The sequence below is a fragment of the Flavobacterium sp. HBTb2-11-1 genome (assembly GCF_009826975.1).
Classification (GTDB): domain Bacteria; phylum Bacteroidota; class Bacteroidia; order Flavobacteriales; family Flavobacteriaceae; genus Flavobacterium.
On the sequence record NZ_WUMO01000001.1, the window covers coordinates 330,394 to 356,652 of the forward strand.

25 protein-coding genes and 2 tRNA genes are annotated in these 26,259 nt (G+C 34.2%); 10 read left to right on the forward strand and 17 right to left on the reverse strand.

Features of this window, described 5'->3' with window-relative positions; translation table 11 throughout:
• The first annotated feature begins 3 nt into the window (after positions 1 to 3).
• Positions 4 to 1,329, forward strand: coding sequence for a PAS domain-containing sensor histidine kinase (locus GR162_RS01515; RefSeq protein WP_119789032.1), 1,326 nt, complete (start codon positions 4 to 6; stop codon positions 1,327 to 1,329).
• Positions 1,330 to 1,516: 187 nt separating this feature from the next.
• On the opposite strand, the gene GR162_RS01520 is transcribed toward GR162_RS01515, so the two are convergent.
• The 5 genes from GR162_RS01520 to GR162_RS01540 form a co-directional block, all read right to left on the reverse strand.
• Positions 1,517 to 1,843: an MGMT family protein gene (locus tag GR162_RS01520; protein ID WP_008466273.1), complete on the reverse strand. Its 327-nt coding sequence runs from the start codon at positions 1,841 to 1,843 to the stop codon at positions 1,517 to 1,519.
• 83 nt (positions 1,844 to 1,926) lie between these two features.
• Positions 1,927 to 2,565 (reverse strand): lysine transporter LysE, encoded by a 639-nt coding sequence (locus GR162_RS01525; RefSeq protein ID WP_008466275.1) that lies wholly within the window; start codon positions 2,563 to 2,565, stop codon positions 1,927 to 1,929.
• A gap of 42 nt (positions 2,566 to 2,607) precedes the next feature.
• Positions 2,608 to 3,285, reverse strand: coding sequence for a tRNA (guanosine(46)-N7)-methyltransferase TrmB (gene trmB / locus GR162_RS01530; RefSeq protein ID WP_008466277.1), 678 nt, complete (start codon positions 3,283 to 3,285; stop codon positions 2,608 to 2,610).
• A 137-nt stretch (positions 3,286 to 3,422) separates the two neighbouring features.
• Positions 3,423 to 4,805, reverse strand: a complete 1,383-nt coding sequence (locus GR162_RS01535; RefSeq protein ID WP_160780730.1) for an ammonium transporter — start codon at positions 4,803 to 4,805, stop codon at positions 3,423 to 3,425.
• Between the two features lie 263 nt (positions 4,806 to 5,068).
• Entirely contained in the window at positions 5,069 to 5,557 is a 489-nt protein-coding gene (locus GR162_RS01540) for a nuclear transport factor 2 family protein (RefSeq protein ID WP_160780731.1), read from the reverse strand.
• A 233-nt stretch (positions 5,558 to 5,790) separates the two neighbouring features.
• Here GR162_RS01540 and GR162_RS01545 point away from each other — a divergent pair, with 233 nt between their 5' ends.
• Complete coding sequence (locus GR162_RS01545) at positions 5,791 to 6,450, forward strand: hypothetical protein (protein ID WP_160780732.1); 660 nt, start codon at positions 5,791 to 5,793, stop codon at positions 6,448 to 6,450.
• 215 nt (positions 6,451 to 6,665) lie between these two features.
• On the opposite strand, the gene GR162_RS01550 is transcribed toward GR162_RS01545, so the two are convergent.
• Entirely contained in the window at positions 6,666 to 6,980 is a 315-nt protein-coding gene (locus GR162_RS01550; protein WP_008466283.1) for an HPF/RaiA family ribosome-associated protein, read from the reverse strand.
• A 343-nt stretch (positions 6,981 to 7,323) separates the two neighbouring features.
• Between GR162_RS01550 and GR162_RS01555 the strand changes: the two genes are divergently transcribed.
• The gene (locus tag GR162_RS01555) at positions 7,324 to 7,557 is read left to right on the forward strand and encodes a hypothetical protein (RefSeq protein WP_160780733.1); all 234 of its coding nucleotides are present in this window, start codon (positions 7,324 to 7,326) and stop codon (positions 7,555 to 7,557) included.
• A gap of 224 nt (positions 7,558 to 7,781) precedes the next feature.
• On the forward strand, positions 7,782 to 8,468 hold the full coding sequence (locus tag GR162_RS01560) for an NgoBV family restriction endonuclease (protein ID WP_160780734.1): 687 nt from the start codon (positions 7,782 to 7,784) through the stop codon (positions 8,466 to 8,468).
• Here GR162_RS01560 and dcm read toward each other — a convergent pair.
• The 3 genes from dcm to GR162_RS01575 form a co-directional block, all read right to left on the reverse strand.
• Complete coding sequence (gene dcm, locus GR162_RS01565) at positions 8,432 to 9,793, reverse strand: DNA (cytosine-5-)-methyltransferase (RefSeq protein WP_160780735.1); 1,362 nt, start codon at positions 9,791 to 9,793, stop codon at positions 8,432 to 8,434. The two genes, GR162_RS01560 and dcm, sit on opposite strands and share 37 nt — an antisense overlap.
• A complete protein-coding gene (locus GR162_RS01570) occupies positions 9,783 to 10,073 on the reverse strand; it encodes a DUF6471 domain-containing protein (RefSeq protein ID WP_160780736.1) in 291 nt (96 codons plus the stop codon). Before GR162_RS01570 ends, dcm begins: the two co-directional genes overlap by 11 nt.
• 262 nt (positions 10,074 to 10,335) lie before the next feature.
• The gene (locus GR162_RS01575; protein WP_160780737.1) at positions 10,336 to 12,807 is read right to left on the reverse strand and encodes an AsmA family protein; all 2,472 of its coding nucleotides are present in this window, start codon (positions 12,805 to 12,807) and stop codon (positions 10,336 to 10,338) included.
• 232 nt (positions 12,808 to 13,039) lie between these two features.
• Between GR162_RS01575 and trxA the strand changes: the two genes are divergently transcribed.
• A complete protein-coding gene (gene trxA, locus GR162_RS01580; RefSeq protein WP_008466289.1) occupies positions 13,040 to 13,357 on the forward strand; it encodes a thioredoxin in 318 nt (105 codons plus the stop codon).
• Between the two features lie 228 nt (positions 13,358 to 13,585).
• On the opposite strand, the gene GR162_RS01585 is transcribed toward trxA, so the two are convergent.
• From GR162_RS01585 to GR162_RS01605, 5 genes are all read right to left on the reverse strand, one after another.
• A complete protein-coding gene (locus tag GR162_RS01585) occupies positions 13,586 to 14,809 on the reverse strand; it encodes a hypothetical protein (RefSeq protein ID WP_160780738.1) in 1,224 nt (407 codons plus the stop codon).
• Between the two features lie 50 nt (positions 14,810 to 14,859).
• A complete protein-coding gene (locus GR162_RS01590; protein ID WP_237421268.1) occupies positions 14,860 to 17,067 on the reverse strand; it encodes a TonB-dependent receptor in 2,208 nt (735 codons plus the stop codon).
• Positions 17,068 to 17,077: 10 nt separating this feature from the next.
• Entirely contained in the window at positions 17,078 to 17,548 is a 471-nt protein-coding gene (locus tag GR162_RS01595) for a DUF4625 domain-containing protein (protein ID WP_160780739.1), read from the reverse strand.
• On the reverse strand, positions 17,545 to 17,976 hold the full coding sequence (locus tag GR162_RS01600) for a DUF4625 domain-containing protein (RefSeq protein ID WP_160780740.1): 432 nt from the start codon (positions 17,974 to 17,976) through the stop codon (positions 17,545 to 17,547). Before GR162_RS01600 ends, GR162_RS01595 begins: the two co-directional genes overlap by 4 nt.
• A 450-nt stretch (positions 17,977 to 18,426) precedes the next feature.
• On the reverse strand, positions 18,427 to 18,777 hold the full coding sequence (locus GR162_RS01605) for a hypothetical protein (protein ID WP_160780741.1): 351 nt from the start codon (positions 18,775 to 18,777) through the stop codon (positions 18,427 to 18,429).
• A 152-nt stretch (positions 18,778 to 18,929) separates the two neighbouring features.
• Between GR162_RS01605 and GR162_RS01610 the strand changes: the two genes are divergently transcribed.
• The 4 genes from GR162_RS01610 (at position 18,930) to GR162_RS01625 (ending at position 23,281) form a co-directional block, all read left to right on the forward strand.
• Positions 18,930 to 21,497: a M1 family aminopeptidase gene (locus GR162_RS01610; RefSeq protein WP_160780742.1), complete on the forward strand. Its 2,568-nt coding sequence runs from the start codon at positions 18,930 to 18,932 to the stop codon at positions 21,495 to 21,497.
• Positions 21,494 to 22,420, forward strand: a complete 927-nt coding sequence (locus GR162_RS01615) for a DUF58 domain-containing protein (protein WP_160780743.1) — start codon at positions 21,494 to 21,496, stop codon at positions 22,418 to 22,420. Before GR162_RS01610 ends, GR162_RS01615 begins: the two co-directional genes overlap by 4 nt.
• A gap of 86 nt (positions 22,421 to 22,506) precedes the next feature.
• A tRNA-Asp gene (locus tag GR162_RS01620) sits at positions 22,507 to 22,580 on the forward strand.
• Between the two features lie 627 nt (positions 22,581 to 23,207).
• A tRNA-Asp gene (locus tag GR162_RS01625) sits at positions 23,208 to 23,281 on the forward strand.
• Between the two features lie 182 nt (positions 23,282 to 23,463).
• On the opposite strand, the gene GR162_RS01630 is transcribed toward GR162_RS01625, so the two are convergent.
• The 3 genes from GR162_RS01630 to GR162_RS01640 form a co-directional block, all read right to left on the reverse strand.
• Entirely contained in the window at positions 23,464 to 23,793 is a 330-nt protein-coding gene (locus tag GR162_RS01630; RefSeq protein ID WP_160780744.1) for a hypothetical protein, read from the reverse strand.
• A gap of 75 nt (positions 23,794 to 23,868) precedes the next feature.
• Entirely contained in the window at positions 23,869 to 24,468 is a 600-nt protein-coding gene (locus GR162_RS01635; RefSeq protein WP_160780745.1) for an HdeD family acid-resistance protein, read from the reverse strand.
• Positions 24,469 to 24,565: 97 nt separating this feature from the next.
• Positions 24,566 to 25,024 (reverse strand): hypothetical protein, encoded by a 459-nt coding sequence (locus tag GR162_RS01640; RefSeq protein WP_160780746.1) that lies wholly within the window; start codon positions 25,022 to 25,024, stop codon positions 24,566 to 24,568.
• Positions 25,025 to 25,298: 274 nt separating this feature from the next.
• Here GR162_RS01640 and GR162_RS01645 point away from each other — a divergent pair, with 274 nt between their 5' ends.
• Positions 25,299 to 26,240: a helix-turn-helix domain-containing protein gene (locus GR162_RS01645; RefSeq protein ID WP_160780747.1), complete on the forward strand. Its 942-nt coding sequence runs from the start codon at positions 25,299 to 25,301 to the stop codon at positions 26,238 to 26,240.
• The last annotated feature ends 19 nt before the right edge of the window (positions 26,241 to 26,259 follow it).

Consider the following 26,259-nt stretch of genomic DNA (forward strand, 5'->3'; position numbering starts at 1 on the left):
TAAATGAAAAACTGGAAATTTTATAACGCGTTGTTCGTAAGAGTAGTGTTTGTCATGGCACTCTTTCTTTGCAGTGCTTTATTGTTTTATAAAGGATTTCGATTCAATGGTATTTTGGCTGGAGTTTTCGTTTTGATTTTCCTTTTCGAAATGTATTTTTTCGTCAAAAATCAGTTGCTGTTTTATGATAAAACCATACACTCAATTTTGCATGATGACTTTTCTGCCCATTTTCCGGAAGAGCATAAAAGAGATAATTTCAACAGTCTCTACCAATTGTATGATACATTAAAGACACAGAGACAAGAACAGACTTCCAAAGAATTAATCTACCGTTCGATTTTGAACAGTATAGATACTGCAGCCTTAATTTTAGAGAAAGAAAACGATTCTTGGTCTGTTTTTATAATGAATGACTGTTTTTCAAATCTCTTCAAAGTGCCAAAAGTAAGCCATTGGCAATATCTTAAAAACTATATTCCGAGTTTGTGCAGTGAGATTGAAAAGGTTGGTTTTACAGAACTTAAGACTGCTATTTCTATCAAAATTGAAGATCAAGACCTTCAGACTTTTATGCTTCAGACTTCGCATACTCAAACGTATAATAAAGAGTATTTTATCATTTTGCTAGATAGCATTCAGCGAGTGATCGAGAAAAAAGAAAAAGAAGCATGGATTAATTTAATGAAGATTATTTCGCATGAATTAATGAATTCTTTAACGCCGATTCGTGCGCTTTCGCAGAATTTGCTTCATATTGTAGATCAGGAAGAATTAGAAGAAGATGATTTTGAAGACATCAAAAGCAGTATTTCAACCATTATCAATAGAAGTGATCATTTGCAGTTTTTCGTGGAGAATTATCGTAAGCTGGCAATGCTGCCAACGCCAAACAAGCAAATGACGCCAATTAATGCTTTATTTGAAGATTGTTTACGAATTATGAGTCCCATCTTGAAAGACGAAGGAATCGAATTGATAAATGAAATACACAGTTCACGTTCTATTATGATTGATAAAAATCAAATGGAACAAGTGATTATCAATTTGATTACCAATAGTATTCATGCATTAAAAGAAAAAACAGAAAAGAAACTGCTAATTTCCAGCTATACTGAAAACAATCGCTTTTTTATTGTGATTGCCGATAATGGAAAAGGGGTTGATGCTGAGATTCGAGATAAAGTTTTTCTTCCGTTTTTTACGACTAGAAAAGATGGGGCGGGAATTGGATTAACGCTTTCTAAAAATATTATAGAAGCACATGGAGGTTATCTAAGCTATCAAACGGATGAAGATAAAACAAGTTTTGTGATTTGTTTAATCTAAAGTGGTTTAGCCACAAAGGCGCTAAGACGCAAAGATTTTTTTTGTTCCAGCAGATTTTGCAGATTCGGCAGATTTTGAATTTTAAAAAGAGAATCGGCTAGATCTGCAAAATCTGCGAGAGAAAAATAAAAATATAAATTCTTTCTTCTAAAATGAACTTATATCACTTATATGGTATAAATGATTTTTACGATTCGACTTCCGGTTTCCAGAAATGCTTTTCAAAATCTACAATCTGATTGTTGACTACCTTGATTCCTTCGTTTTCTAAAAGCTGCTGCATTAAATTGGTTCCGTCAAAATGATGCTTTCCTGTTAGTAGTCCTTTTTGGTTTACAACTCGGTGCGCAGGAACATCATCCATATTATGGCATGCATTCATTGCCCAGCCCACCATTCTTGCCGAGCGGGCAGCACCTAAAGCTTTTGCAATAGCGCCATAAGAAGTAACTTTTCCAAATGGGATTTGTCTGACGATTACATACACTCTTTCGAAAAAATTTTCTTCAGCCATTTTAAAATATTTTTACCATTCCGATATGAAGTTAATAAAAATAAAAACTTAATTTTTCTTAATCTCTTAATCGTTAGTTTTATTTATCCGAAATAGTAATTCAAGATATTAAAAAGTGTTGCAAGTGCAACCAATCCTGTGATAGTTCCGATAATGGTATTCATGTTTCGCATGAAATAATCGGTTTTCTTTTCTATTTTTCCAAAGAAAGCAATATAACTATATAAAATTGCAAAAGCTCCAAGAACCGAGCCCAATACAAAGGTTAGAATAATTGTATTTTCGAATACGAAAAGATGATATGAAGCAAGCGTTACACTTATTACAACATAATACGGAATAGGAAAGAAGTTTAATCCCGAAAGCAGCATTCCGAGAAAGAAACTGCTTTTTTTGCTGGTTTTCTTTAGTTTCGTTTTTTTCTTTGCTATTGGATCTTTTGCAAAAAAGAAAAAATAAATGGTTAAGATCGAAAAAATGATAAAACCAGCTTCACGCAATAATATTACAACATCTGGGCGATTGTCTATCACACGAGCAAACAATACCGCAATGTAAGCCTGAAAAAAAATAATTAAAACCGCACCAATTACAAACGACAAAGCATTCTTTTTTCCTTCTTTCATTTTTATTTTGGCAGCCGTCATATTGAGCAATCCTGGCGGAATAGTTCCAATGGCAGCGGCAATAAAGCCCGAAAGTAAAGGAGTAAGGTAGGTCATTTAGCTATTAAAATGGGTTAGATAAAGGTTTCAAAATTAAAGTTAGTCTTTAATTTTGAAACGAATATACGTAATTGCCTTATTAATTTCTAAATATTGTTTTTCGTAAAAAGTCTGGATAGAAGTCACAACTTCAGGGCTTCCTTCGTTTTTATATACGTTATGGTTGGCATACAAAACCTCGTGACCTTCGCCATGAAGCAATCCAAGTGTATAACCGTGCATAAATTCGCTATCGGTTTTTAGGTTTACGACACCGTCTTTTTTCAAGATTTTTTTGTACAATTTCAAAAACTCAGAATTCGTCATTCTATGTTTGGTTCTTTTGTATTTGATTTGCGGATCTGGGAAAGTAATCCAGATTTCGTCAACTTCGCCTTCAGCAAAAATATGATTGATCAATTCGATTTGCGTACGAACGAAAGCTACATTATGAAGACCGTTTTCTACAGCAGTTTTAGCACCACGCCAGAAACGAGCACCTTTAATGTCAATTCCGATAAAATTTTTGTCAGGATATCTTTCTGCTAATCCAACAGAATATTCTCCCTTTCCACATCCTAATTCTAAAACTAATGGATTATCATTTTTAAAGAAATCAGAATTCCATTTTCCTTTTAAAGGCATTAAATCGCCCACAACTTCTTCTCTGGTTGGTTGAAAAACGTTTTGAAATGTTTCGTTTTCTCTGAATCTTTTTAGTTTATTTTTACTTCCCACTTTTACAAAAATTTTCGGCAAAATTAAGGAATATAAACGAATGAAAATAGCGTAATTAGGTTTAAAAAGTTTTCCGCCACGAATTCACGAATTTTATTTTAAAAATAATTTGTGAATTCGTGGCGGAAAAAATAATATTAACCGTAATGTGGCTCAGTAATAGGCTGTGCTTTTGGATCAAGAGATTCATCGTGTTGCGATAAATCCAATCCGATATGTTCTGATTCTTCTGAAACCCTCAGCGGAATAATGAAATTGGTTACTTTGAACAAGAAATAAGCTCCGAAGAAAGTAAAGATCGAAACTAAAACCAACGCCATCATGTGGTGTCCGAAAACATTCCATCCGCCGTGAAGTAAACTTGCGTCTTCGCCGTGAGCGAAAATGGCAGTTAGAATCATTCCCATAATTCCGCCAACACCGTGACAAGCAAAAACATCAAGCGTATCGTCGAATTTTTTAGAATATTTACAGTTTACAGCTGTATTAGAAACCAAAGCCGTAATAAAACCGAAGAACATACTTTCTGGTACCGAAACAAATCCAGCAGCAGGTGTAATGGCAACAAGACCAACAACAGCTCCAATACAAGCTCCAAGAGCAGAAACTTTTCTTCCGTTCATTCTATCAAAGAAAATCCAAGTTAACATGGCTGCGGCAGATGAAGTTGTGGTTGTAGCGAAAGCCATTGCAGCAGTTCCGTTGGCAGCAAGCGCAGACCCAGCATTGAATCCGAACCAGCCGAACCAAAGCATTCCCGTTCCTAATAATACAAACGGAATATTGGTTGGAATATGCTGGCTGTTTTTTCTTTTTCCTAAAACTAGAACTCCTGCCAAAGCTGCAAATCCAGAACTCATGTGCACCACAGTTCCTCCTGCAAAATCTTTAACGCCAAAATAGCTTCCTAAAACACCTGTTGGGTACCAAACCGCGTGGCATAAAGGAGCATAAATGAATATCGTGAATAAACTAATGAAAACTAAATAAGAAATAAAACGAACACGTTCAGCAAACGAACCCGTAATAATGGCAGGACAAATGATGGCAAATTTCATCTGAAACAAAGCAAAAAGCATAAACGGAATCGTATTGGCCAATTGTTTATGAGGCAGAACGCCAACATAATCCATAAAAGCAAAAGTCGTCGGATTTCCGAAAAAGCTATAAAAATGATCTCCAGAACCAAAACCAACCGGTTCTCCAAAAGCCAAACTAAATGCCACTACAACCCATAAAAGAGTAACGACGCCTAAGCAGATAAAACTTTGAAGCATGGTCGAAATAACGTTTTTCTTGCCAACCATTCCGCCATAAAAGAAAGACAATCCTGGCGTCATGATTAAAACTAAACAGCTCGAAGTAAGCATCCAAGCAACATCAGCAGGAACGATATGATCTATAGTTCCGAATTCTGATAAAACATAATTATTTTCTGTAACTGTTGGCCAAAATGCCCCTATCGTACATACGACGCTTATCATGATAAAGGAGATAATCCAGCGTTTTTCTATTTTCATTTTTAAAATACTTTGTTTAACCCTATTTTTTTTGGGGTCAAAGTTAGAAAAAAATAAAGATTCTTGTTTTAAAGGCTGTTAAAATAGAGGTATGGGTTTTATTTTGATCAATTTTGTAAAATACGGCTCGTTTTTTTGACAGTATCTTATTCTAAAGTTACAAAAAAGCGCTGTTTTTGCCGAATTAATTAAAATTAATCTGCTAACAGCGCTTCTAATATGCTCAAAAAGTTACGTTTATAATAAGAAAACCGTAAAATGTTTTATTTTTTCTGAAGTTTTGCAATCAAAGCGTCTTCAATTGGCGCTTTTATCTTAGTTACAGCATCAACTTCGTCATTCGGAATCGTCATGGATAAAACATAATGCTGAATTTTCCATTCGTTCCCCACTTTAACTAAAACTCCAGAACCGCGACAAATTTTCATTTGTGTATCTAGCAATTCATCAAACCAAGCAATTTTTCCGCTTTTATCAAAAAAGATATGACGTTCTAAGGCTTTAAAATTCCAAGTTGTTCCTTTATCGAAAAATGGTTTTGCCCAGATAGCAAATTCTTTTTTAGTCCAATTTTCAGTTGCATCAGTTCCGATGTAAATGGCGTCGTCTGCCAATACATTAAAGTAAGCATCATATTTTACCTCGCCCGCAGCTTTATGCCACGCGTCTAAGATTTGATTGATTTTGTTTTTGTCGGTTTGTGCATTTGCAAAAGTTGCAGCGAATAAAAGAAGTAAAAGTATTTTTTTCATGAGATATGTTATTTGACTTTAAAGGTATAATTTTTTTTGAACCATATAAGTGATATAAGAAAACTAAAGAAAACCCAATTATTGCCACAAAGGCACCAAAGCGCAAAGTTTATTTTAGGATGCCTAATGACTATGTACCTTTGTACCTCATTAAATTATCATTAACAATATTCATGTCATTTAATCTCTCAAAAAACCACTATATTTGATTCATCAATACAAATACCCCAGTCATGAAGGCAAAATTACTTATAAGTTCACTCGCTGTAACTTCTCTATTGTTCGTTTCCTGTAAAAAGGAATTAGAACCGCAAGAAAGTACAGCAGCTTCCGAATTAGTAAGATTAGGACTTGCAAAAGATACAACTAAACCTGCTGCGCCAGTGGTGCAAAACCCTGCTGCAAACCCAAATACAGTTTTAAGCGATACAAAAGGAATTAATCCTGCTCACGGACAGCCGGGCCACCGTTGCGATATTGCAGTTGGAGCGCCTTTAAATTCTGCGCCGACACAGCAAGTGCAGGCAACTCAGGGACAAACCGTACAGGTGAATCCAACTCAGCAGAAAATGGTTACGACTACAACTGCCGCGCCAGTTAAAGTGGCAAAAGGAATGAATCCGCCACACGGACAACCAGGACATAGATGCGATATTCCTGTTGGCGCGCCTCTAAACTCGCCTAAAGCGACAACAACTCCGACAACCACAAATACGGCTCAAAGCGGAACAGTTACTCAAAATTTTACGGTTTCTCCGCCAGCATCAAACCCAGTTCCAGCGTTGTTAAGCACAGAAGGAAATGAGGCGACAGTTGCAGAAGGAATGAATCCGCCACATGGAAAACCAGGTCACCGTTGCGATATTGCAGTAGGCGCACCGTTGCCAAAATAATAGAAAAGTGACAAAGGTTCAAAGTAGCAAAGGTTCTAAGTTTTTTCCTTTGTCACTTTGTCACTTTGCACCTTTGTCACTCTTTAAGTGATATAATAGAATTTGAGATTTTCACACAAAAAAAGCGAAGTACTAAAAGTGCTTCGCTTTTTTTGTGATATAAAGTTTTCCAGTAAACTTAAAATGAACTTATATCACTTATATGGTTTAAAATATTAATGTGCTTTTATTTTTTCGAAAGTCGTAGTCAACGATTTTTTCACTTTGGCCAATGCACCGCTGAAAGCTTTTTCGAGTGTTTCGGCATGTTCTGTAACCGTAATTGGCTGTAGTTTTACAGGACGAACTTCAATCACACATTTTTTGTCATGCAAGCTAAACTTTTCCCCGTTTTCGTCTCCAAAGTGAACTTCTACACGAGTAATTTTATCTTGAAAACGATCTAAGCTTTTCTCTATTTCTCCAGAAAAATAGCTTTCTAATCTTGCACTTCCTTCAATGTTTTTGTCGGTGTTGATTTGTACTTTCATAACAAATAAAATTTAATGATTCATTCTCAAACTTATCCATTTTGGCGGAAAAAGGCAAGTGAGTTAAGGAAATATTATGAATTATCTGAAGATTTATTTTTTCAATTTTGTAATTTCGATTGGCAGAAAATATACTTATAGTATTTTAATTTATAAATAAAGAAAAAACTTACAATTTGTTTTTCTTTTTCATATATTTGAAATCCTAAACTTCAAATTATGAATACAAAAAAAATTTTTGCCCGTACGGCATGCTGGCGGTATTGGAAACAACTGCAACGCGTATTTGAAGGCGTAGGACAGCTAACCCGTGCGGGTTTTATTTTCCCTAAACTTCAAAATTATGAGTACCAACATCCTTTCCAAAGAAACCGAATTGAGGTTAACCGAATTCTTCAACAATTCAATTGATTCCAAAAGTATGGCAAAAACCATTAGGCAAGTAAATTTCCTAATTGCGTTAAATGCCATACGAGAAGACGGATTTATGAAAACTGAAACCGTAAATATTGAAGATGGTTTCTTTTGGCTAAATGAATTAGCAGAAATTCTTGATCCTTATTTGGGGATTGAGTAAGAAATGAGAAAAAGCCACTTGAGAAAGTGGCTTTTTTATTTTTGTCTTTCACTTAATGTATCTGAATTTGTCAATAACGGTATTGAGATTTTTTGTATTTACTTCTTTAAAAAAATAAAACTTTTGAAATTAGATATAAATTGTTTAATTTAAGATATTACTTTCAAAAATTTGAATAAGAATAAATTTTTATATTTGGCTTCACTAACTAAAACAAAAATTTAATGAAGCTAACAGCACCAGAACTCTACGTGAAACTTGTTGATGAGTATAAAATAATTGGAGAAACAGCAATAATAAACTTTAAGTTGAGAGATTTGACAATTTCTGTCGAAACCAAAGACACAGTTGGTAATTTGCTCCAAGAATGGCTGAAGGCTTGGATGATGAAAGAAAAAGTTGAATTTGAAGAAAACAATAATTCACAAGTTTTTCCAGATTTTTATCTGGATAAACATAACCAAAAAACAGATTTATTAGAAGTAAAAACTTTTGATTTAAAAAGAGGACCTGGATTTGATTTGGCTAATTTTGATTCTTATTGTAATTCTCTATTAGTGAATGCTTACAGGATTGATTCTGATTATTTAATTTTTGCTTACGAAATGCATGGAAGTACAATTACTATCAAAAATGTTTGGCTTAAAAAAATATGGGAATTAGCGGGTTCGAGTGGAACCTATCCGCTAAAAGTACAAGAGAAAAAAAGTGTGATTTACAACATTAGACCTACAATTTGGTATTCTACAAAATCAACTTTTAAACCATTTGCATCTAAGGAAGAATTTTTAGCAGCCTTAAACGAAACAAGATACCAATACCCACAAACAAGACACACTAATGGGCATTGGCTTCAAAATGTAATTAAAAACTATCAAGAACATACAGGCATTTTATTAGATGTAAAATAAACAGGTTCATTTATGAGGTAGTTATTTGCAAGTTGTGATGCGACAAATTCGACAACTGGAACAGCAACTGTATTTCCTAATAAATCAAATGCGTCATATTCTTTTGTTGGAATTTCGTACCATTCAGGATAGCCAAACAATCGTAATCCTTCCCGAATAGTTAGTCTTCTTAAACCATTCCCGTCAGGAACAGCTAGGCGGGAAACATCAGTAGCAACTAAGGTTGGAGCAATATCATTAGGGTCTAAAATTTTATTAATTTCAAAACTTAGTTTACCTGTAACGATATTGTAACCTTTAGGCTTGGTCATATCATAGATTCTATATGACTTAATGCCATTTTCAGATTCTTCTTTTACTAATTTCTTAGGATATTCAAATTTAAGATATCCTTTTTTGGTTAAATCTTCTAACATTTCTTCCAATTCATTTTCTGGATAGTCTATAAAAGTATTTATCTGCTGTAGAGTTAAAGCCATTCCATCCATCCAATCAATGCCGATTTCTAAAGCCCAATGTTTCTTCCTTCTCTCTTTAAATAATTTATTAAGTAGTAAAGATTGTTTATCTGTAACTTCTCCTTTAATGCCGATATCCCAACTGTGTATATTATTATCTCCCCCTCGTTTGTCTTTAATCGATTTTCCATATAAATCTTTTAAGTCGAATTTAGAGAGTATTTTATCTACAAACTGTGACTGAATAGGCTTTAATCCATTTTCCAAAATATCGTTCAATTTACTATATCTAGGCTCGTTACCTTCCAAGTCTATTTTTCCTTTTCTTGAACCAACAATAAAAATTCTTTTCCTTGATTGAGCTAAACCAAATTCAAGTGAATCAAAAACTTTCCAAGTTACATCATAATCTAAATCATTTTCCAATTTATCAATGATAGTTGATAAGGTTCTCCCAATAACATCCCCCTTATTTTCTAAGTCATGTTTGACCAATCCTTCTACATTTTCTAAAATAAATCCATAAGGTTTTTTTTCCTTTAAGATTCTTTCAATTTCAAAAAACAAAGTTCCTCTAGTATCAACAAAACCTTGTCTTTTACCACCAGCGCTAAAAGGCTGGCAGGGAAAACCTCCTAATAAAAAATCAAAATCAGGAATGGAATCGTTTTTAACTTCAAATATATCACCAACAAAGAAATCATGATTGAAATTCTTTTTTAAAGTAGCAATTGCATGAGGTTTTATCTCTGAAGTCATAACACATTCGGTTTGATACCCTAGATTTCTAAAAGCATTCTCAAAGCCTATTCGGATTCCCCCAAGCCCAGCAAATAAGTCAATAAATTTTACAGTTCTATTTTCCATTAATCAATTTATTATATTCAACATTAGGCTCAGCTACGCTCATTAAACTTGCTTCATATTCTTCAATCTCTATTTTATTGCAACCAATAACAGAAAGGCATTGGAGAAAAAAAGATGCACTAAAACTACCTCGACTAATTTTACTATCGATACTCGCTTTGGTTTCTTTTATACCAATTTCCGCTAACATTAAAGATAAATCATAATTAGAAATACCTCTTTTTATTAATTCGGATTTAAGTAATCTTTTAACTTTTGTATTCCAATCTGTCATTTTCATGAATTTATAGATTTGCAATATTATATAATATTTATCATATATGCAAATATTAAGTTATAATTGATAAATTTATGATTCTTGGGTAATTAAAAATATTAGCTAAATATTTGATTTAGTGTTTTTTTGGTTTTCAAGTTTTGCGCGCACAATTGGCCTCAAAAATATTTAGTTTTCAACTGGATATTAACCATGAGATTTGAGATTTATTGTAAAGAATAATCAATGAAGATTCGTTGGAATGACAAAAAACATGAAACTTTTTCTACCCCTTATCCTTCTTCCCCCACTTAACCTTCATTTTTCCCTCATTATCATAAGCAATCAAATGCAGGACAATGCCCTTTTCGCGAACGGCTTTTCGTTCTTCTTTGGTGGCGAGTTTGGCGTCGTTTTTAGAATTTCTTAGCGGAACGGTAAGCGCGAGATTGGTGCCTCTGCCGAAAGAATAAACACCTTCTGCATCCATGTTAAGAACGCTGGAACTTATGGTGAGTTTATTGACATCGATTTGCTCTCCGCGAAGATTGAGCGAGCCTGATAAATCGCTGAAAGTAATATTCTCGACATCACGAAACGGAAAAGCAAATTTGCCGACTTTCATAATCGGTTCAAAATTGATTAAGGCGCCTTGGTTGACATTAAAATCGAGTTTTCCTTTCATAGAATTCATAATCAAATCACCTGTGCTGCTCATTAAACCAGCAACATTGGCATTGCTAGTTAATCGCCCTCGGATGTTTTTCGGACTGAAAGATTTGATTCCGAAGTTATTGAAAGACCTTAAAAAACTCGCAATATCAACTCGGTTTACCTGTGCGTTTGAGGTAAAAACATAACGATTGCCGCTTGGCTCAACAGAACCGCTAAAGTTTATGCTTCCGCCAGAAGTATTTAATGTTCCGTTTTTAAGCAGAATCTTAGAATTTAGCATTTGCAGCGTTGCTTGTGTATGGGTTGCCGTCAGCGCTCCATATGTGATTTTATCGGCTTTAAGATTAATCACAGCGGTACATTTTTCGATAACCGATCTTAATTGATTCGTAAAATTGACATTTTGTTTAACTGGTTTTTTTACTGCGACTTTTTGTTTGGGCGAATTTTCTAAAACGCCTATAAACTGTTTTACGTCAATATTTGGACAGTAAATGTTCCAGTTTACGACCATTTTTTCGGGTGCGTCGTAATAGAGATTCAAGAAATTATCAATTTTTCCGTCAATGCGGATAATGTTCTTTTTGTGTTTGTAGGCAATTTTTTTAATATAAAGCGCTTCTTGCGTAAAGGACAATTGCACCGCAGTTTTTTCGGCATGAATCTTTTTCGGAAGATAATCGAATGTGGCATCAGTTATATCAACATCGCCTGTAAATTTGGGTTTATTGATATACAAATCGACAATATCAAACTGAAATTTCAAATTGGCTTGTGCGTGACCGCTTTCAAAATGAAGCATTTTTTCATTCATCATTCCGTTCAATTTCGAAATATCAAAATCGGAATTTACAACTCCTGTCGCAATGGGTTTTTCGAGATTATTAATTACAGCTTGCGCAATTTTTAACGGAATGCTTTCGTATTCGGCTTTAAAATGGGTGAGAATAATAGCGGAGTTTGGATCGCTGGATTCCTTTTCGGGTCTAAAAGTATTCGTAAAAATTCCTTTAAAACTGCAATTGGTAAACAAACCGTCAGGAATCGTTAATTCGTTATCGCGAACATCTGCCTGCACTACAATTTTCGGATCGCCTTCAACATTCAAATCGCCTTTGATGTCGCAGTTTACCTTAATCGGTTTTTTGATATCAAATTGGTTAAGTTTCGAACTAATGTTTGCCGATAATAAATTGGAAGCATTTCGCCATAAAATATCCGTTCCGATATTGATTCCAAATAGCGAATTGTTTTTTCCGATATTAAAAAAAGCGACAATATCAAAAACATCAGAACCAATTTTAAGTCCTTTGGTTTTAATATCTATTTTCTGATTGGCTTCAGCATACGAAATATCAAAATTGCCTTCGAGAACTTTTTCTTTAGCAAAACTTCCATGAATGGTATTAAAAGCTAGACTGTTAATTTTAGTTTTCAAAAACAAATTGGTCTGCCAGCTGTCGTCGCCATAATTTACTTTAGATTCTAAACTCGCCACATCAAAATCAAACAATTTATGACCTAAATGATTGTCAATAATTACATGCACTTTGTTGAGGTTTACTTCATCAATTGTAGTTTCGGGCTTTTCTTTATCGGTTTGAGGCTTTTTCTTTTTGGGTTTAAAAATATTGGCATTAGAATAACCATTTTCAGCTTTGTAGATATAAATATCAGCGTCGTTGATCAAGATTTTATGAATATTGATTTCGTGTTTCAATAAACTCAAAATGTTCAAACGTGCTTCGATTTCTTTTGCTCTCAACAAAGTATGTTTGTGGCTTTGCCATTGATTGTCTTTTATTTCGACATCATTCAGCGCCAATGTGAAGTTCGGGAAACCCGTTAGAAACTTATAATGAAAATCGCCAATATGAAATTTGCCATTTATATTCTCGTTGATTTTGGTATTGACTTTGGCAATAATTTCGGCTTTATTTCGGTTGAAATATATCGACAAACCTCCGCAGGCAAGTAGAAGAATCGCGATTAGTCCAAGAATAAAATATCCAAAGCGTTTGGCATATTTTTTAAAAGAATCAGATTGCAGAAAGGATTTTGTTTTGGATAAAGTTTCTTTCATGTTAATCGCGTTTTTGGATATACTAAAGATACTAAAAAAATGCTAAAAAGTTTATTGGTTTGATTTTCAGGTAAATAAATTGTAAATTTAGCGTTATACAGTTTATAATTATTGACAATACATTTATAATGAAAACTAATTTAGTAATGGTGTTTGATTTATTTTAAATTTTTAAATTTGTACTGTAGTTTGAAAGTTAATATTTCAGACCTAATTTTAATCTTAATATATTATGGCATTAGCAATAACAGATGCTACTTTTGATGAAGTAGTTTTAAAATCAGATAAACCAGTAATGGTGGATTTTTGGGCAGCATGGTGTGGTCCTTGTAGAATGGTTGGTCCAATCATTGACCAATTAAGCGAAGAGTACGCTGGTAAAGTAGTTGTTGGTAAAGTAGATGTAGATGCTAACCAAGAATTTGCTGCAAAATATGGTGTGCGTAACATACCAACCGTTTTGGTGTTTCAAAATGGTGAAGTAGTAGGAAAACAAGTAGGAGTAGCTCCGAAACAGGCCTACGCAGATAGTTTAGACGCTTTATTGTAATCTTAGATTGCGATTAATATAAAAAAGGTCCGACGAAAGTTGGACCTTTTTTATGTGTTGAATTTTTTAAACACATAGAAACATAGATTTTATGCTCATAAAAGAGTTTAGAGAAAACTAGTTTTTACACATAGCTATGTGGTTTTAAATAAGTGAAACGTCTCTATACTCAAAGATAAGCTATGTTTCTATGTGTTAAAATAATTGCAATAGTTGTTCGAAAATTAATTAGTGGCTGTGAGTTTCGCTGTTTTCATAACCCAAAACCGTAATCATATAAGGTGTACTAGAAACCTTAGTCTTTTTGATTTCCAATGTAGTAAGGTTTACTTGCACTAATTCTCCAGTGGTTGGCGAAGTAATGTAAGCAAAACGATCTGTAACTGCCATTTGAGGTTTTAATATAGCATCTGTAGCTGTTTCTGCAGTTGCTTTAGTTTCTTTTACCGCTTGCAAACTGCTGATATCATACAGTTTAAATTCTCCAGAATGCAATAAAACAGCCAGTTTTTTACGATCGTAACTTGTTTTACATTGCATAATGGTTGTGTTCTGAATAATTGGTTTTACAGTATTAGCCACAACATCAATTAAAAATGCGCCTTTTGCGGCTGTATACCCAATGAATTTTCCAGCAGAAGCCGTTTCTAAAATAGTTCCGAACCAAGCCGTTCCAAAATCTGCTGGATGATTGATCAATTTTTGATTTCCGTTGCTTTCTACAACCAAAATGCCGCTTGACGAACCAAAAACAGCATACACGCCGTCTGAAGCATTTCCGTGAATTCCTTTTGTTTGAATTTTAGCATCAAAAAGGGTTTTTCCGGTGTTGTCGATGATTTTTACTTTTTCAGGAAGCGTTCCTGTCACCGAATTATCTTTTACCGTAATGGCATAAGTTCCGTTTGTAAAAGTCGCCATTGCACCGTGATGTGCCAATAAACCTGAATTTATCGTTTTGAATGTTACACCAGCTTTGTTTACATCAGCTTCTTTACCAACAGAAAGCGTTCCGTCTCCGTCGTTAAAAGTTAGAATTTCACCAATTTTACTTTTAAAATGCGTTGGTTTTAAAGCGCTTGTTGCTAAAATTCCAAATTTAGGAACATCATCAACATCAATATGATCGCCGTGTAATTCCAATCCGCTGTCAAAAGTTTCTACGAAATTATTGTCTCTGTGAACAATTCCTGCATAACGTCCAGATTCTGTTGTGTACAAAGAAGCTTTAGCAAACTTTGCCGTAAAAGAACTGATTTTATCTTCATGCGGATCAAAAAGCGTTAGTTCCGTAGTTTTTTCGTCAGAAAGTAAAACTCGAACAAAAGTATGTTCTTCTGAAGTGTCATGGTCATGATCGTGATCGTCGTGGTTGTCATCGTCGTTGCTGCACGAAACCGCAAAAAGCGATACAGCGAATAAAAATAGTAGTTTGTAAAACTTGTTTTTCATTGTAATAAAGGATTTAAAATTTGTAAATAATTGAGTTTTGAATGGTTTGCTTATCGCGAAAAGGAAAACGGAATTTTCATAGAAACAATGATGTTTCTTCCCGCTTCCGGAAGCTCGATAAGACGGTAAAAGCTGGTGTGATTTAAATATTTTGTATTGAATAAATTCTGGATCTGAATATTGATGGAGATGTCTTGGTTTCCTGATTTTACTTTTGAGCCAAAAGCCACATTAAAAACATGACTTTCAGCCGTTTTTTTCTCAGGCGGAACAATATTGTTTTGCTGTGCCGTAAAACGATAATCAACAGAGAAATAAGGTTCTTTTAAAAAGCTAATTTGCGGTTCATAATTCAATCCCAACAAAACAGAAGGCGGAGGCGAGAATGGAAGCGTATAGCCTTTTTTGCTTCCTGATTTTTGTTCTGAATAAAGATATTCGGCACTAATTTCTGCACTTAAAGATTTTAGGAAATAATAGCGCGTCTGGAATTCCGCACCATAGCGAAAGACTTTACTTTGCTCGTATTCAAAAACCTGATTTCCTGCTCCATAATAAATATCATGAGCTGAGGTTGGATTCAGATAAATGAAATTTGGAAAATAGTTCACAAACGGCGTCAGCTGAAAAGACCAGTTTTGCTGATTCCATTCTATTCCCAAATCCAATTGATACGAACGTTCTGCATCCAAATTCGGATTTCCTTTTTCGAATCTGAAATAATGATAATTTACGCCGTTTGAAGCCAGTTCTTTGGCAATCGGCATTCTGAAACTCGAACCTAAATTGGCTTTTATCGCAAGATTTCCAGGATTATAATTGATTCCGGCAGACCATGTGAAACTGTCAAAAGTTTTGGTTAAATCTTGAGAACGCTGCAAGTATTGCATCTGCGTCTGATTGTTTTCAGAAACCGGACTTTGAAACCAATCGTAATACGATTTCATTTTGATTTTTCCGTAATCGTAACGAACAGCGCCATGAAGAAACCATTTTTCATTCAGTTCCATTTTGTCATAAACAAATACGCCAGCGTTGAATTGGGTGAAAGATGGAATCAAGAAACTCCATCCGCCAATGGCATTTTCCTGTCCAGCAATATTGGTTCCGACAGTAATCTGATGGTGATTGAATCGGAATTCATCTTTAGCAGAAAACGACCAAACATCTTTATCATATTGGCGTTCCAAATCTTTTGGAGCGTACATGTCTTCGGGATAAATTGGAGGCATATAACCGTGATTTACGTAATGACTATATTCTCTTCTAAAATTATTTTGAAAACCAATCTGCATCTCAAAAGCATGATTCCCCAATTGAAAAGAAGTCGTATTACTAACCTTTAAATGATTGACTTGCTGATACGGCATCAAAATATCACGGCTTGATTTATCGTGCAGTTCCAGATCTACATTTCGGGGTTCGAGTCCGTGCGCATTCGCGAAAAATCCGCTTTTGGTATGCACATTACTGAAATAAAAAACAGATTTTAGATTCTCTCCAGAATAACCCGTACTCAAATGAAAATCAAGTTCGCGTCCAGCCGTATTTCGCAAATGATTTTTGTACAGCGGAACAGCATAACTGTATACATGAACCACATCGGTCGGAACGCGATAATCCCCATAATCCATTGTGGTGACACGGGAATCAAAGAACCAGTTTTTGTTTCTTCCAAATAAATTAATGGAGCTTCCAAATTGAGCATTATTGCTTTTTCCGGTAAGATCAACGCTTCCGCCAAAAGTATTTTGCAACGGAAGCGGAAGCGGTTTAATATTTACCGCACCGCCTACAGCATCAGATCCGTAGATAAACGAAGAAGGGCCTTTTATAATTTCTACCCGATTGACAGCATATTGATCGATTTCCAAACCGTGATCGGCGCCCCACTGCTGGCCTTCGTGTTTCAAGCCGTTTTCGACCACAATAACCTGATTGAAACTCAAACCTCGAATAAGCGGTTTCGAACCTCCAGAACCAATCGAAATAGTTTTAACGCCTGGCAATTTCTGCAAAGACTGCATTAAACTTCCGCCAAGATTACGCTGAATGAAACTATTGTTTACCGTTTCAACATTCAGCGACTCTTCTTTTTTGCGTTTTTGACCAGTATTATTACTGATTAAAACTTCGTCAAGTTCCTTAATTTCTGCTTTATTTTCTGAAGGCTGATTTTGAGAAAAAGCTTCGGCTGAAAACAATAAACTGATGGTTAAAAAACAATATTTCCAATACATGGATAGGGCATTCTTCATTAATCTGATCTTATAAAATTTTAATGCTTAAACCTCTCAGCGTCTGCCAGCCTTCCTTGTCTGTCAAGCGGATCATAAAATGATAATCTCCAGGATCTACATCTGCAGGAATGATGATTTGAGCCGTTGCTTCGTAAGTTTTCACGCCGTTTGGAATAGTGTAATTATTGATGAAAAGCATCGGTTTTACTGGAGTTTTTACAGCTTCGGTTTCGCAGGTATTAACTTCTGTACTATGAGTATGATGGTCGAAATTGTGGTGAATGTCTAAGCTGTAAGAACCCAATTCGGCATTGTCATTAAAAGTGGCTTTGAAAGTAAAGGTCTTTCCACGTTCAATTGTGCTGCATTGAATAGGAAAAGCATTTGTTCCAGTGATGTCAATTACAGGATATTCGGTGTCTATTTCGGCATTATCGCTTGAACAAGATGTTATAAAGGCAAGAGTCAAAATGCCTAAAAGAAGCTTTAAATTTTTCATATTTTTTGAGTTATAATCGTTAGGTTTTTCTTCACTTCTAGCTTGCTTCCGTTTTGATCATTTACGATAATGATGAAATCGTATTTTCCTTCTGCGGCATCTACTGGAATGTCAAAATGTTTGTGAACCGTGGCATTTTTTGCACCCGCATATTGTGTCCAGGTAATTTCATGCGACCAAACTTTAGAATATGTTTCGGTACTTTTTTGCACAATCTTAACCTGTACATTTTCGATTTTATCAGCGGCAGTTACTTCTGCATTAAAATGGAAATCTGCACCAATAGTTGCAGTTTCGTTGTTGTTAAGACCCAGCTCGATTTTCTCAATAGTTGGAATTGCCTGTTTTTCTTCTGAATCGTCATTGCTGCAACTTGTAAAAGCCATTGCAGCAAAGAGCGAAACCAGAATAAGTTTTGTTGTTTTCATTTTTTCTGATTTGATTTTGATCATTTTATAAAGGGTATTTTGGGTTATAAAAGAGATAGTAAATGCTTTTAAGCTTTTATGGCTAAAGGCATTAGGTTAAGATTTTTTCTTTAAGGTTTTCTTTGATTTAGTTCTCGCAAAGTCGCGAAGACGCAAAGAAAATTGCTCTAAACTTTGCGTCTTCGCGACTTTGCGAGAACAAACAAATGCTTAAAAAGGTACAGCCATAACTAAAACCTGAATTGGGATTTAGTTTGAATGTGTTAATCGATAAAAAGGGAGGTTTTGTGCGGAAAAAGCGGAAAACAATACCAATATCAATACCAATATCAATGACAATACCAATATTTGTTTAATTGCTTAAAATGAATGAAATGCTTTTTAATGTTTTAAGATTTTAAAACATTAAGTAGCCGAATTGCGAAGGCAAATCGGGTGCACAAAAAAATACTAAAGTGTAAAAGGTGGGGCTCGAAGTGAGAAAAGAGCACCCTTAAAAAATACAAAATGCGGTTTGCTGTAAAAACTGATGTGTTTTACAACAGGATTATTCTTGAAAAACTGAAAAGCATGAAATTCAAATGTGCCAACAGCGCTAAACTTAAAATCGCAAATCGAACATTTATGAAACGAATGCAGTTTGGCCTTGAATTGTGGTTTTTCGGAAATAGAAAATTCTAATTTCTCTTTGCAATTATGAGTGTCTAAAATATGCTCATACGAATGGACAGCCGGAAAAAGTATTGCGAACAATACAATCAAAGGCATAAAGAGATTTATAAATTTAAGTTTCTTTTTCATTCGTTAAGATTACTTCTGATATTTTAAACCAGAATTAATGCAATAGTGTTGCAAATATAGAAATCTTATTTTTAAATGCAATGTTGTTGCAGTAATTGTTTGCGAAAAATTAATGCTTTTGCTAATTTTAGCCAATCTTATAATCGTCAAAAATGAAAATTTTCTACAGCCTTCTTTGTTTTTTTATATTGATTTCCAATAGTTTTTCTCAGGTAAAAGAAAATGAATTATTAGAAAATGGTGTTTCAGAACAGCTGGCGAAATTTCGTAAAAAGCAGATCTCAGATCTTCAATACAGTTTGTCTTTCGAAATTCCGAATCAGAAAGCCGAAAATATAAATTCTGATTTGACGATAAATTTGAGTTTATCTGATTTAAGTCAGCCCTTAATTTTAGATTTTAAAGAGAAAACTTCCAACATAAAAGCGGTTGAAGCAAACGGAAAAAAGTTTTCGATTGTTCATGAAAACGGGCATATCGTAATTCCAGTTTCAACTTTAGTTTCAGGAAAAAACACAGTTGCGATTTCTTTTATTGCGGGTAATTTATCTTTAAACAGAAACGATGAATTCCTCTACACTTTATTGGTTCCTGATCGCGCGAGTACTTTATTTCCTTGTTTTGATCAGCCTGATATAAAAGCGACTTATAAATTGAGTCTTTCTGTGCCGAAAGATTGGTCTGTTTTGGCTGGAGCCGATGTGAAAGAGAAAATGGAAAAAGGCGATTTTACGTCGTACACTTTTGGAGAATCAGATAAAATGAGCACGTATCTGTTTTCGTTTGTGGCAGGAAAATTCAACAGCGTGACACAGAAACCCGGTTTGGAAATGACGATGTTGTATCGTGAGAACAGTCCAGAGAAATTTCGCGTAAGCGCAGATACTATTTTCAATTTACATCAGCAGTCTTTAGATTTTTTGGAAAAATATACCAATTACAAATTTCCGTTTCAAAAGCTGGATTTTGCTTCAATTCCTGTTTTTCAGTACGGCGGAATGGAACATGTTGGCGCAATTCAATACAGAGAATCGACTTTGTTTTTGGACAACAGCGCAACTGATACAGAGAAATTAAACCGTGCTAAATTGATAGCTCACGAAACCTCACACATGTGGTTTGGGGATTTGGTTACGATGAAATGGTTCGACGACGTTTGGATGAAAGAGGTTTTCGCCAATTTCATGGCCGATAAAATCATGAATCCGATTTTCCCGAAAGTCAATCATAATCTGCAGTTTTTCACCGCGCATTATCCTAGCGCTTTCGCGGAAGATCGATCTTTGGGGACGCATCCGATCAAGCAGCATTTGGCAAATTTAAAAGATGCGGGTTCGCTTTACGGCGCTATTATTTACAACAAAGCGCCAATTATGATGCGCCAATTAGAAGCTTCGATGGGAAAAGAGCCTTTCCAGAAAGGAATTCAAAAATATATTCAGAAATACGCCAATGATAACGCCGATTGGAATAATTTGGTAGAACTTCTCGATGCTGAAACTCCGCTTGATATGAAAAAATGGAGCGATGTCTGGGTTAATAAATCAGGGAGAGCCATTTTTACGGATCAAATAGAATATGATTCTAAAAACCGAATTAAAAGTTTTGAAATTCAACAACAAGCCGAGGATAAATCAGAGAATATCTGGCCTCAGGTTTTTCAGATTGGTTTAGTTTATGCCAAAGAAGTAAAGGTTTTGTCAGTTAATATTAATGACAAAAATACCGTTGTAAAAGAAGCTGTAGGACTTGAAAAACCAATTGCTGTGGTTTACAATTATAACGGTTTTGGATACGGCGTTTTTCCGCTTGACGGGATTAATTTAAATTATATTACCTCTTTAAAAGATGAAATGGCAAGAGCTTCGGCTTACAGTAATCTTTATGAAAATATGCTTATTGGAAACATTTCGCCTGATGATGCATTTAGATGTTATTTCAGAGGAATTCAATTAGAAGAAAATGAGTTGGTTTTACGAATTATAACAAACAATATAAATGCTATATACTGGAGATTTTTTACAGAAAAGCAACAGAAGGTCAGTCAAAAAATGCTAGTTTATACTTTGTTTACACGTTTGCCATCAGACTTGTCTTCTAATATTAAAAAAACCTTATTTGGTTTGTTTAGCTCAGTTGCTTATTCAGACTTGGCGTTAGGCAAATTATATAAGGTTTGGAACAGGGAAATTTCCATTCCCAATTTGAAACTGAACGAAGACGATTACACGAATATAGCAATTAATCTAGCGATTTTTAAACATCCGCTAGCAGATGAAATCTTGGAGAAAACGAGAACATCGTTTACGAATCCCGACAAACAAAAGCGTTTTGAATTTCTGCTTCCATCATTATCAAAAGATGAATCAGTTCGAAATGCCTTTATGGAATCTTTGAAAGACGATGCAAATCGCGAAAAAGAATCATGGGTTTCGGTTGGTTTGGCAAATATTCATCATCCGCTTCGTCAGGAAAGTGCGCAAAAGTATATTAGATTTTCATTAGATTTGGTTGATGAAATTCAGCGTACGGGAGATATTTTCTTTCCGAAAGATTGGTTGGACAATACAGTTGGAAGATATTCATCGAAATTTGCTTTTGATGAAGTACAAAAATTCTTAAAAGAAAACCCTAATTTTAGTCCGATCTTGAAACGCAAATTGTTTCAGGCGACAGATTTGCTTTATAAAGCACAAAACATAAAAAAAGAAACCGAATGAAAATTGAATCGGAAATAGAAAAAGTCTCCAGTTTTCAGCACCTCGAAATGCTGGCGAATCAGGTTGTGGAAGGTTTTATATCGGGAATGCATAAGAGTCCGTTTCATGGATTTTCGGCCGAATTTGCAGAGCACAAAGTCTATAACGCAGGCGAAAGCACCAAACATATCGACTGGAAATTATTCGCCAAAACCGATCGTTTGTATACGAAACGTTTTGAGGAAGAAACCAATTTGCGTTGTCATTTGATTGTAGATAATTCATCATCAATGCATTATCCAGAATTGAAATCGAATCAGCCTTTTTACGAAAAGAAGATCGGATTTGCCGTTTTGGCTTCAGCAGTTTTAATGAATATTTTAAAGAAACAGCGTGATGCCGTTGGGTTAAGCGTTTTCTCAGATAAATACGAATATTACGCTCCAGAGAAAGGAAGCGATCGCCATCACCGAATGCTTTTGAATAAATTGGAAGAATTATTGGTTCAGCCAAAAGTCAAAAAAGCGACCGATACTATTACATATCTGCATCAGATTGCGGAGAAAATGCATCGCCGTTCGATGATTATTTTGTTTACCGATATGTTTCAGACCGAAGATGACGAGAAATTATTTAACGCATTACAACATTTAAAACACAATAAGCACAAGGTAGTTTTGTTTCATGTAGTTGATAATGAGACCGAATTGAAGTTTGATTTTGATAACGCACCAAGAAAATTCATTGATTTAGAATCGGGAGAAGAGGTTTCGATTTTTGCAGATAACGTAAAAGAGGAATATGAAAAAAGGGTGGAGGCGTACTTTAAAAATTTGGCTTTAACCTGCGCAAAGAACCAAATTAAGTACGTTCCGGTAAATGTTGGCGATAATTTTGAAAAAATATTGACTACATATTTGGTTGAAAAACAAAACTTTGGATAATATTTTAAAAAATAATTTCATTTTTTTTATAAAAACGCTTGCAGAAATGAAATTCTGTTATATCTTTGCAACCGCAATAACGCAGAGGTTTGGTAGTTCAGTTGGTTAGAATACATGCCTGTCACGCATGGGGTCGCGGGTTCGAGTCCCGTCCAGACCGCAATATTGGGAGAAGCCTTTCTTAACGGAAAGGCTTTTTTGCCCAAAAACGGTATCTAAGATTAGTTGTGTTGTTTTGCTACGACTTTGTAACTCGTAGCTGGTTTAGTAGTTAGACCAATGAAAAGCTTTCCACTTTTGTGGATGGCTTTTTTGATTTAAGACACTTTTGGTTTTGCTTAAATCCGATGAAATTTTACCGCAAAGAGCGCAAAGATTTACGCAAAGGTCGCAAAGATATTTTTTAAAGAATGAAAAGTTCGCAAAGCTTACAATTGAGAAAGTTTTGCGATTTTTTTTTGCTTAATTCTGATTTCAACGAACAGTTTGTCATTTCGAGGGACGAGAAATCTTCGCAAGTAATTCCACAAAGATTTTCCATCATATATTAAAACATAGCTCGTGGTTTCAACCACAGGTTATGTTGAATAAAAGGGGAATAAATATTTCAAACGTTGCATTCTTCGTGTGCCTTGCGATTAAAAAGAAAGAAACTTCTTCTCTTTTACTTTTAAAGTGAATTTTTAAAATATTGGAATTTAACCAATTAAAAATTTCTCAAATTTTATTCGTAAAAACGCTTGCAGAAACGAAATTCTGTTGTATTTTTGCACTCGCAATAACGCAGGGTTTGGTAGTTCAGTTGGTTAGAATACATGCCTGTCACGCATGGGGTCGCGGGTTCGAGTCCCGTCCAGACCGCCTAAGTTTGTAAAAAGCTTCTCTTAATGAGAAGCTTTTTTTTATCTCTATTCTCAAATCATAACAAATAGTATTGAGAATCTGTAAAGAGAAAAAAAGTATTTTATTTAGTTATTTAAATAAAAAATGATAGTTATTTAAAACCCATCATTCTTTACTTGTGCAGTTAATGAAGTACTATCTTAATAATTGATATTTTCGCTATACTTACTTTCTATTTGTTTGATTTGCTCTTCGGTCATTTTTTTAACTTCAGATTTAAACTCATCTATTTTTGATAGTAAATCATGGTAATGTTTTTTTGATTCTTCTGGAAGACTGTCATAAAATTTTTGAGCCTTTTTTTCTAGATTTTCGTATGCCGCTTCTCCACCATTTGAAAGACTTTTTTTGATGTCTTCAATTACTAGAGCAGAATCTTTTTTTGCTTTAGATAAGTCTTCTCTAATTTTTTCTAGAGAATGCATTGCTAGTTTTGCGTAAATCTTCGATTTAATTTCTTCTAATTTCATTTTGTGTCGTTTTTAAATTAATTATTGCTTCTGAAGTGAATTAACCTTTTATATTATAGTTTTCAGAATAAATTTTTAAACATTACGGTTGATTAATTGTTGTAATTTTTTGTTATCATCCTTTAGTTTTTTAAGATCGAATGAAAGCATGATACGTGCCATACCAATAAAGAGAAAAGTAAAAGCAACTAGATAAACAACTGATAAAGCTCCTGAGACAGGATACCAAATAATAACAAAAGAAGAAATAACAATTAGTATTCCGCTTGCCAATAGCCAGCCCCAGCCTTTTGAGCCATAAGCCTGAAGGTCAAATGAAAAACCAATCATAGAGAATCCTCTGAACATTAACCAAAATGCCACAAATACAGGTAATACGGCCATACTCATTGTTGGATAATACATTAAAAATGCTCCCATTATGAAGTCAATAATTCCGCCAGTAAAGTACCATCCCCATCCAGATAGATTTTCTCTATTTGAAACTGAAAATGCAATTTCTGCAATTCCACACACAAACATGCATACGCTAAACATAATGCTTAAAGCTGCGTAGCCATCTAGTGGATAAAACATTAATAATAAGGCCACGCCTATAAAAAGGATACCAACTAAAAGAGATATCCACCAGTTATTTACTGTATTTTTTAATTCTTCTACAAATAATGCCTTCATTTTACATATTTTTTAAGATTTACAATTTTTGATTGTGCCAAAATGTTTAGCGGTTTACATTCTGTTTGAATCTTGCTTGATATAAATTTTAATGAATTTATTCAGCGTTTTGAACTGCTGTAAGAAGATCATTTACATATTTGTCAAGAGTTGCTTTGTCTTTTGGATCCAGTTTTTTATCCGTAACTTTTTTTTCGTAAGTTTTTCTTAAGCTATCCAATTTATCTGCATATTTATTTGCCTTTTCATTGCTATTAGTATTAACTAATTCTGAAAGATCTTTGTGAAATTCTTCTGCAAGAATGGTAGCATTCAGTTTGCTAAATTTAGGAAGAGCTACTTTAGACATTGCCTTATCTATATTTGCCTGAATGCTTTCAACGACAGCATTTGCTGCGTTTTCATTGCTCATTTCCTGATCAATGGCAGCATTGTCAATAGATTTTTCTGCTTGTTCTGCCTTGCGTTCTTCGTTTTGTTTGTCTTTTTTCTGTGTATTGCCACAAGAGTTTAAAAAGAATGCTAATGATAAAATTGGAATAATTACTTTTTTCATAATGATTTTTTTAAAGGTTATAAAATGTTTTAATAATAAATCAAATGTAGGAATAATACTGCATTAAGATGTTTTCGTAAAGTTTCTAATTTGTTCATTTTAGTTTAATGATGGTCAGAAAATGACACTATTTTTAAATTCAGAAAAATAAGACACTATTAGCCCTTCAAAATGCATTTGAGAATCTAAAAAGTAAGTTATTTCTTGTTTTTAGCTGTATGTTTGCTTTAGAATAAATTAGACGATGGATAATACAATAAACAAAAGAGTGATTTTGGCAATTAAAGAATTTTTGCCAGAAGGAACGAATGCAGCTCATTTATTAATGGATTTGCTTTCATTGGGCAAAGAGTCTGTTTATAGAAGGATGAGAGGTGAAATAGAATTTACATTGGATGAGATGATTAAAATAACCAATCGTTTCGGAATATCGATCGATGATATTATCGCTTCGGGAAAGATTACCAGTAAATGGGCTATATTAAATTTGGATACACTGGTTACATACGAAAATTATACTGAGCAGTATTGCGAACGGTTAAAAGAGTATTTAGCAATCTTTCAAAAGATGCAGTCAGCAAAAAGAGCAAATATTAGTACTGCCAGCAATGCAATTCCTATCTCTTTTTTGTTTCTGTACAAAAAGCTATCTCAATTTAGACATTATAAATGGCATTATCTAAAGAGAGGGGCTAAACCAAATTTTGCATTTTCAAGTATGGTTTTACCAGATGAGATCATAAAAATTGAAAAGCATTTTGCAGAGGAAAGCAATAAAGTGCCTATGAAAACAATTGTTATTGATGAAGATATTTTTTTATGCATAATAAGAGATATTCGTTTTTTCTATTCGCAGCAATTAATAACAAAAATGGAGATGCTGGAATTAAAACAAGAGTTATTGGAATTAGTTTCTTTAATTGAGCTCGTGGTTGAAACAGGAAGCTTTTATGCGGGAAATTCTATGATGATTTATTTATCTAAAATTAATATTGATGGTATTTACCATAATATAGAATACGATAATGAGGAACTGTGTTTTCAAGGAACTTTTTATATGGACTTAATATGTTTTAATAATGTCAAGTTTTTTAAAAAACAAAAAGAATGGATTGATTTACTGAAAAGATTTTCGATATTATTAACGCAGAGCGGAGACAGGCAACAATTAGAGTTTTTCGAGAATCAGCGTTTATTAATCAACAGTTTAGAATAATAAAAAACTAACAATTGTG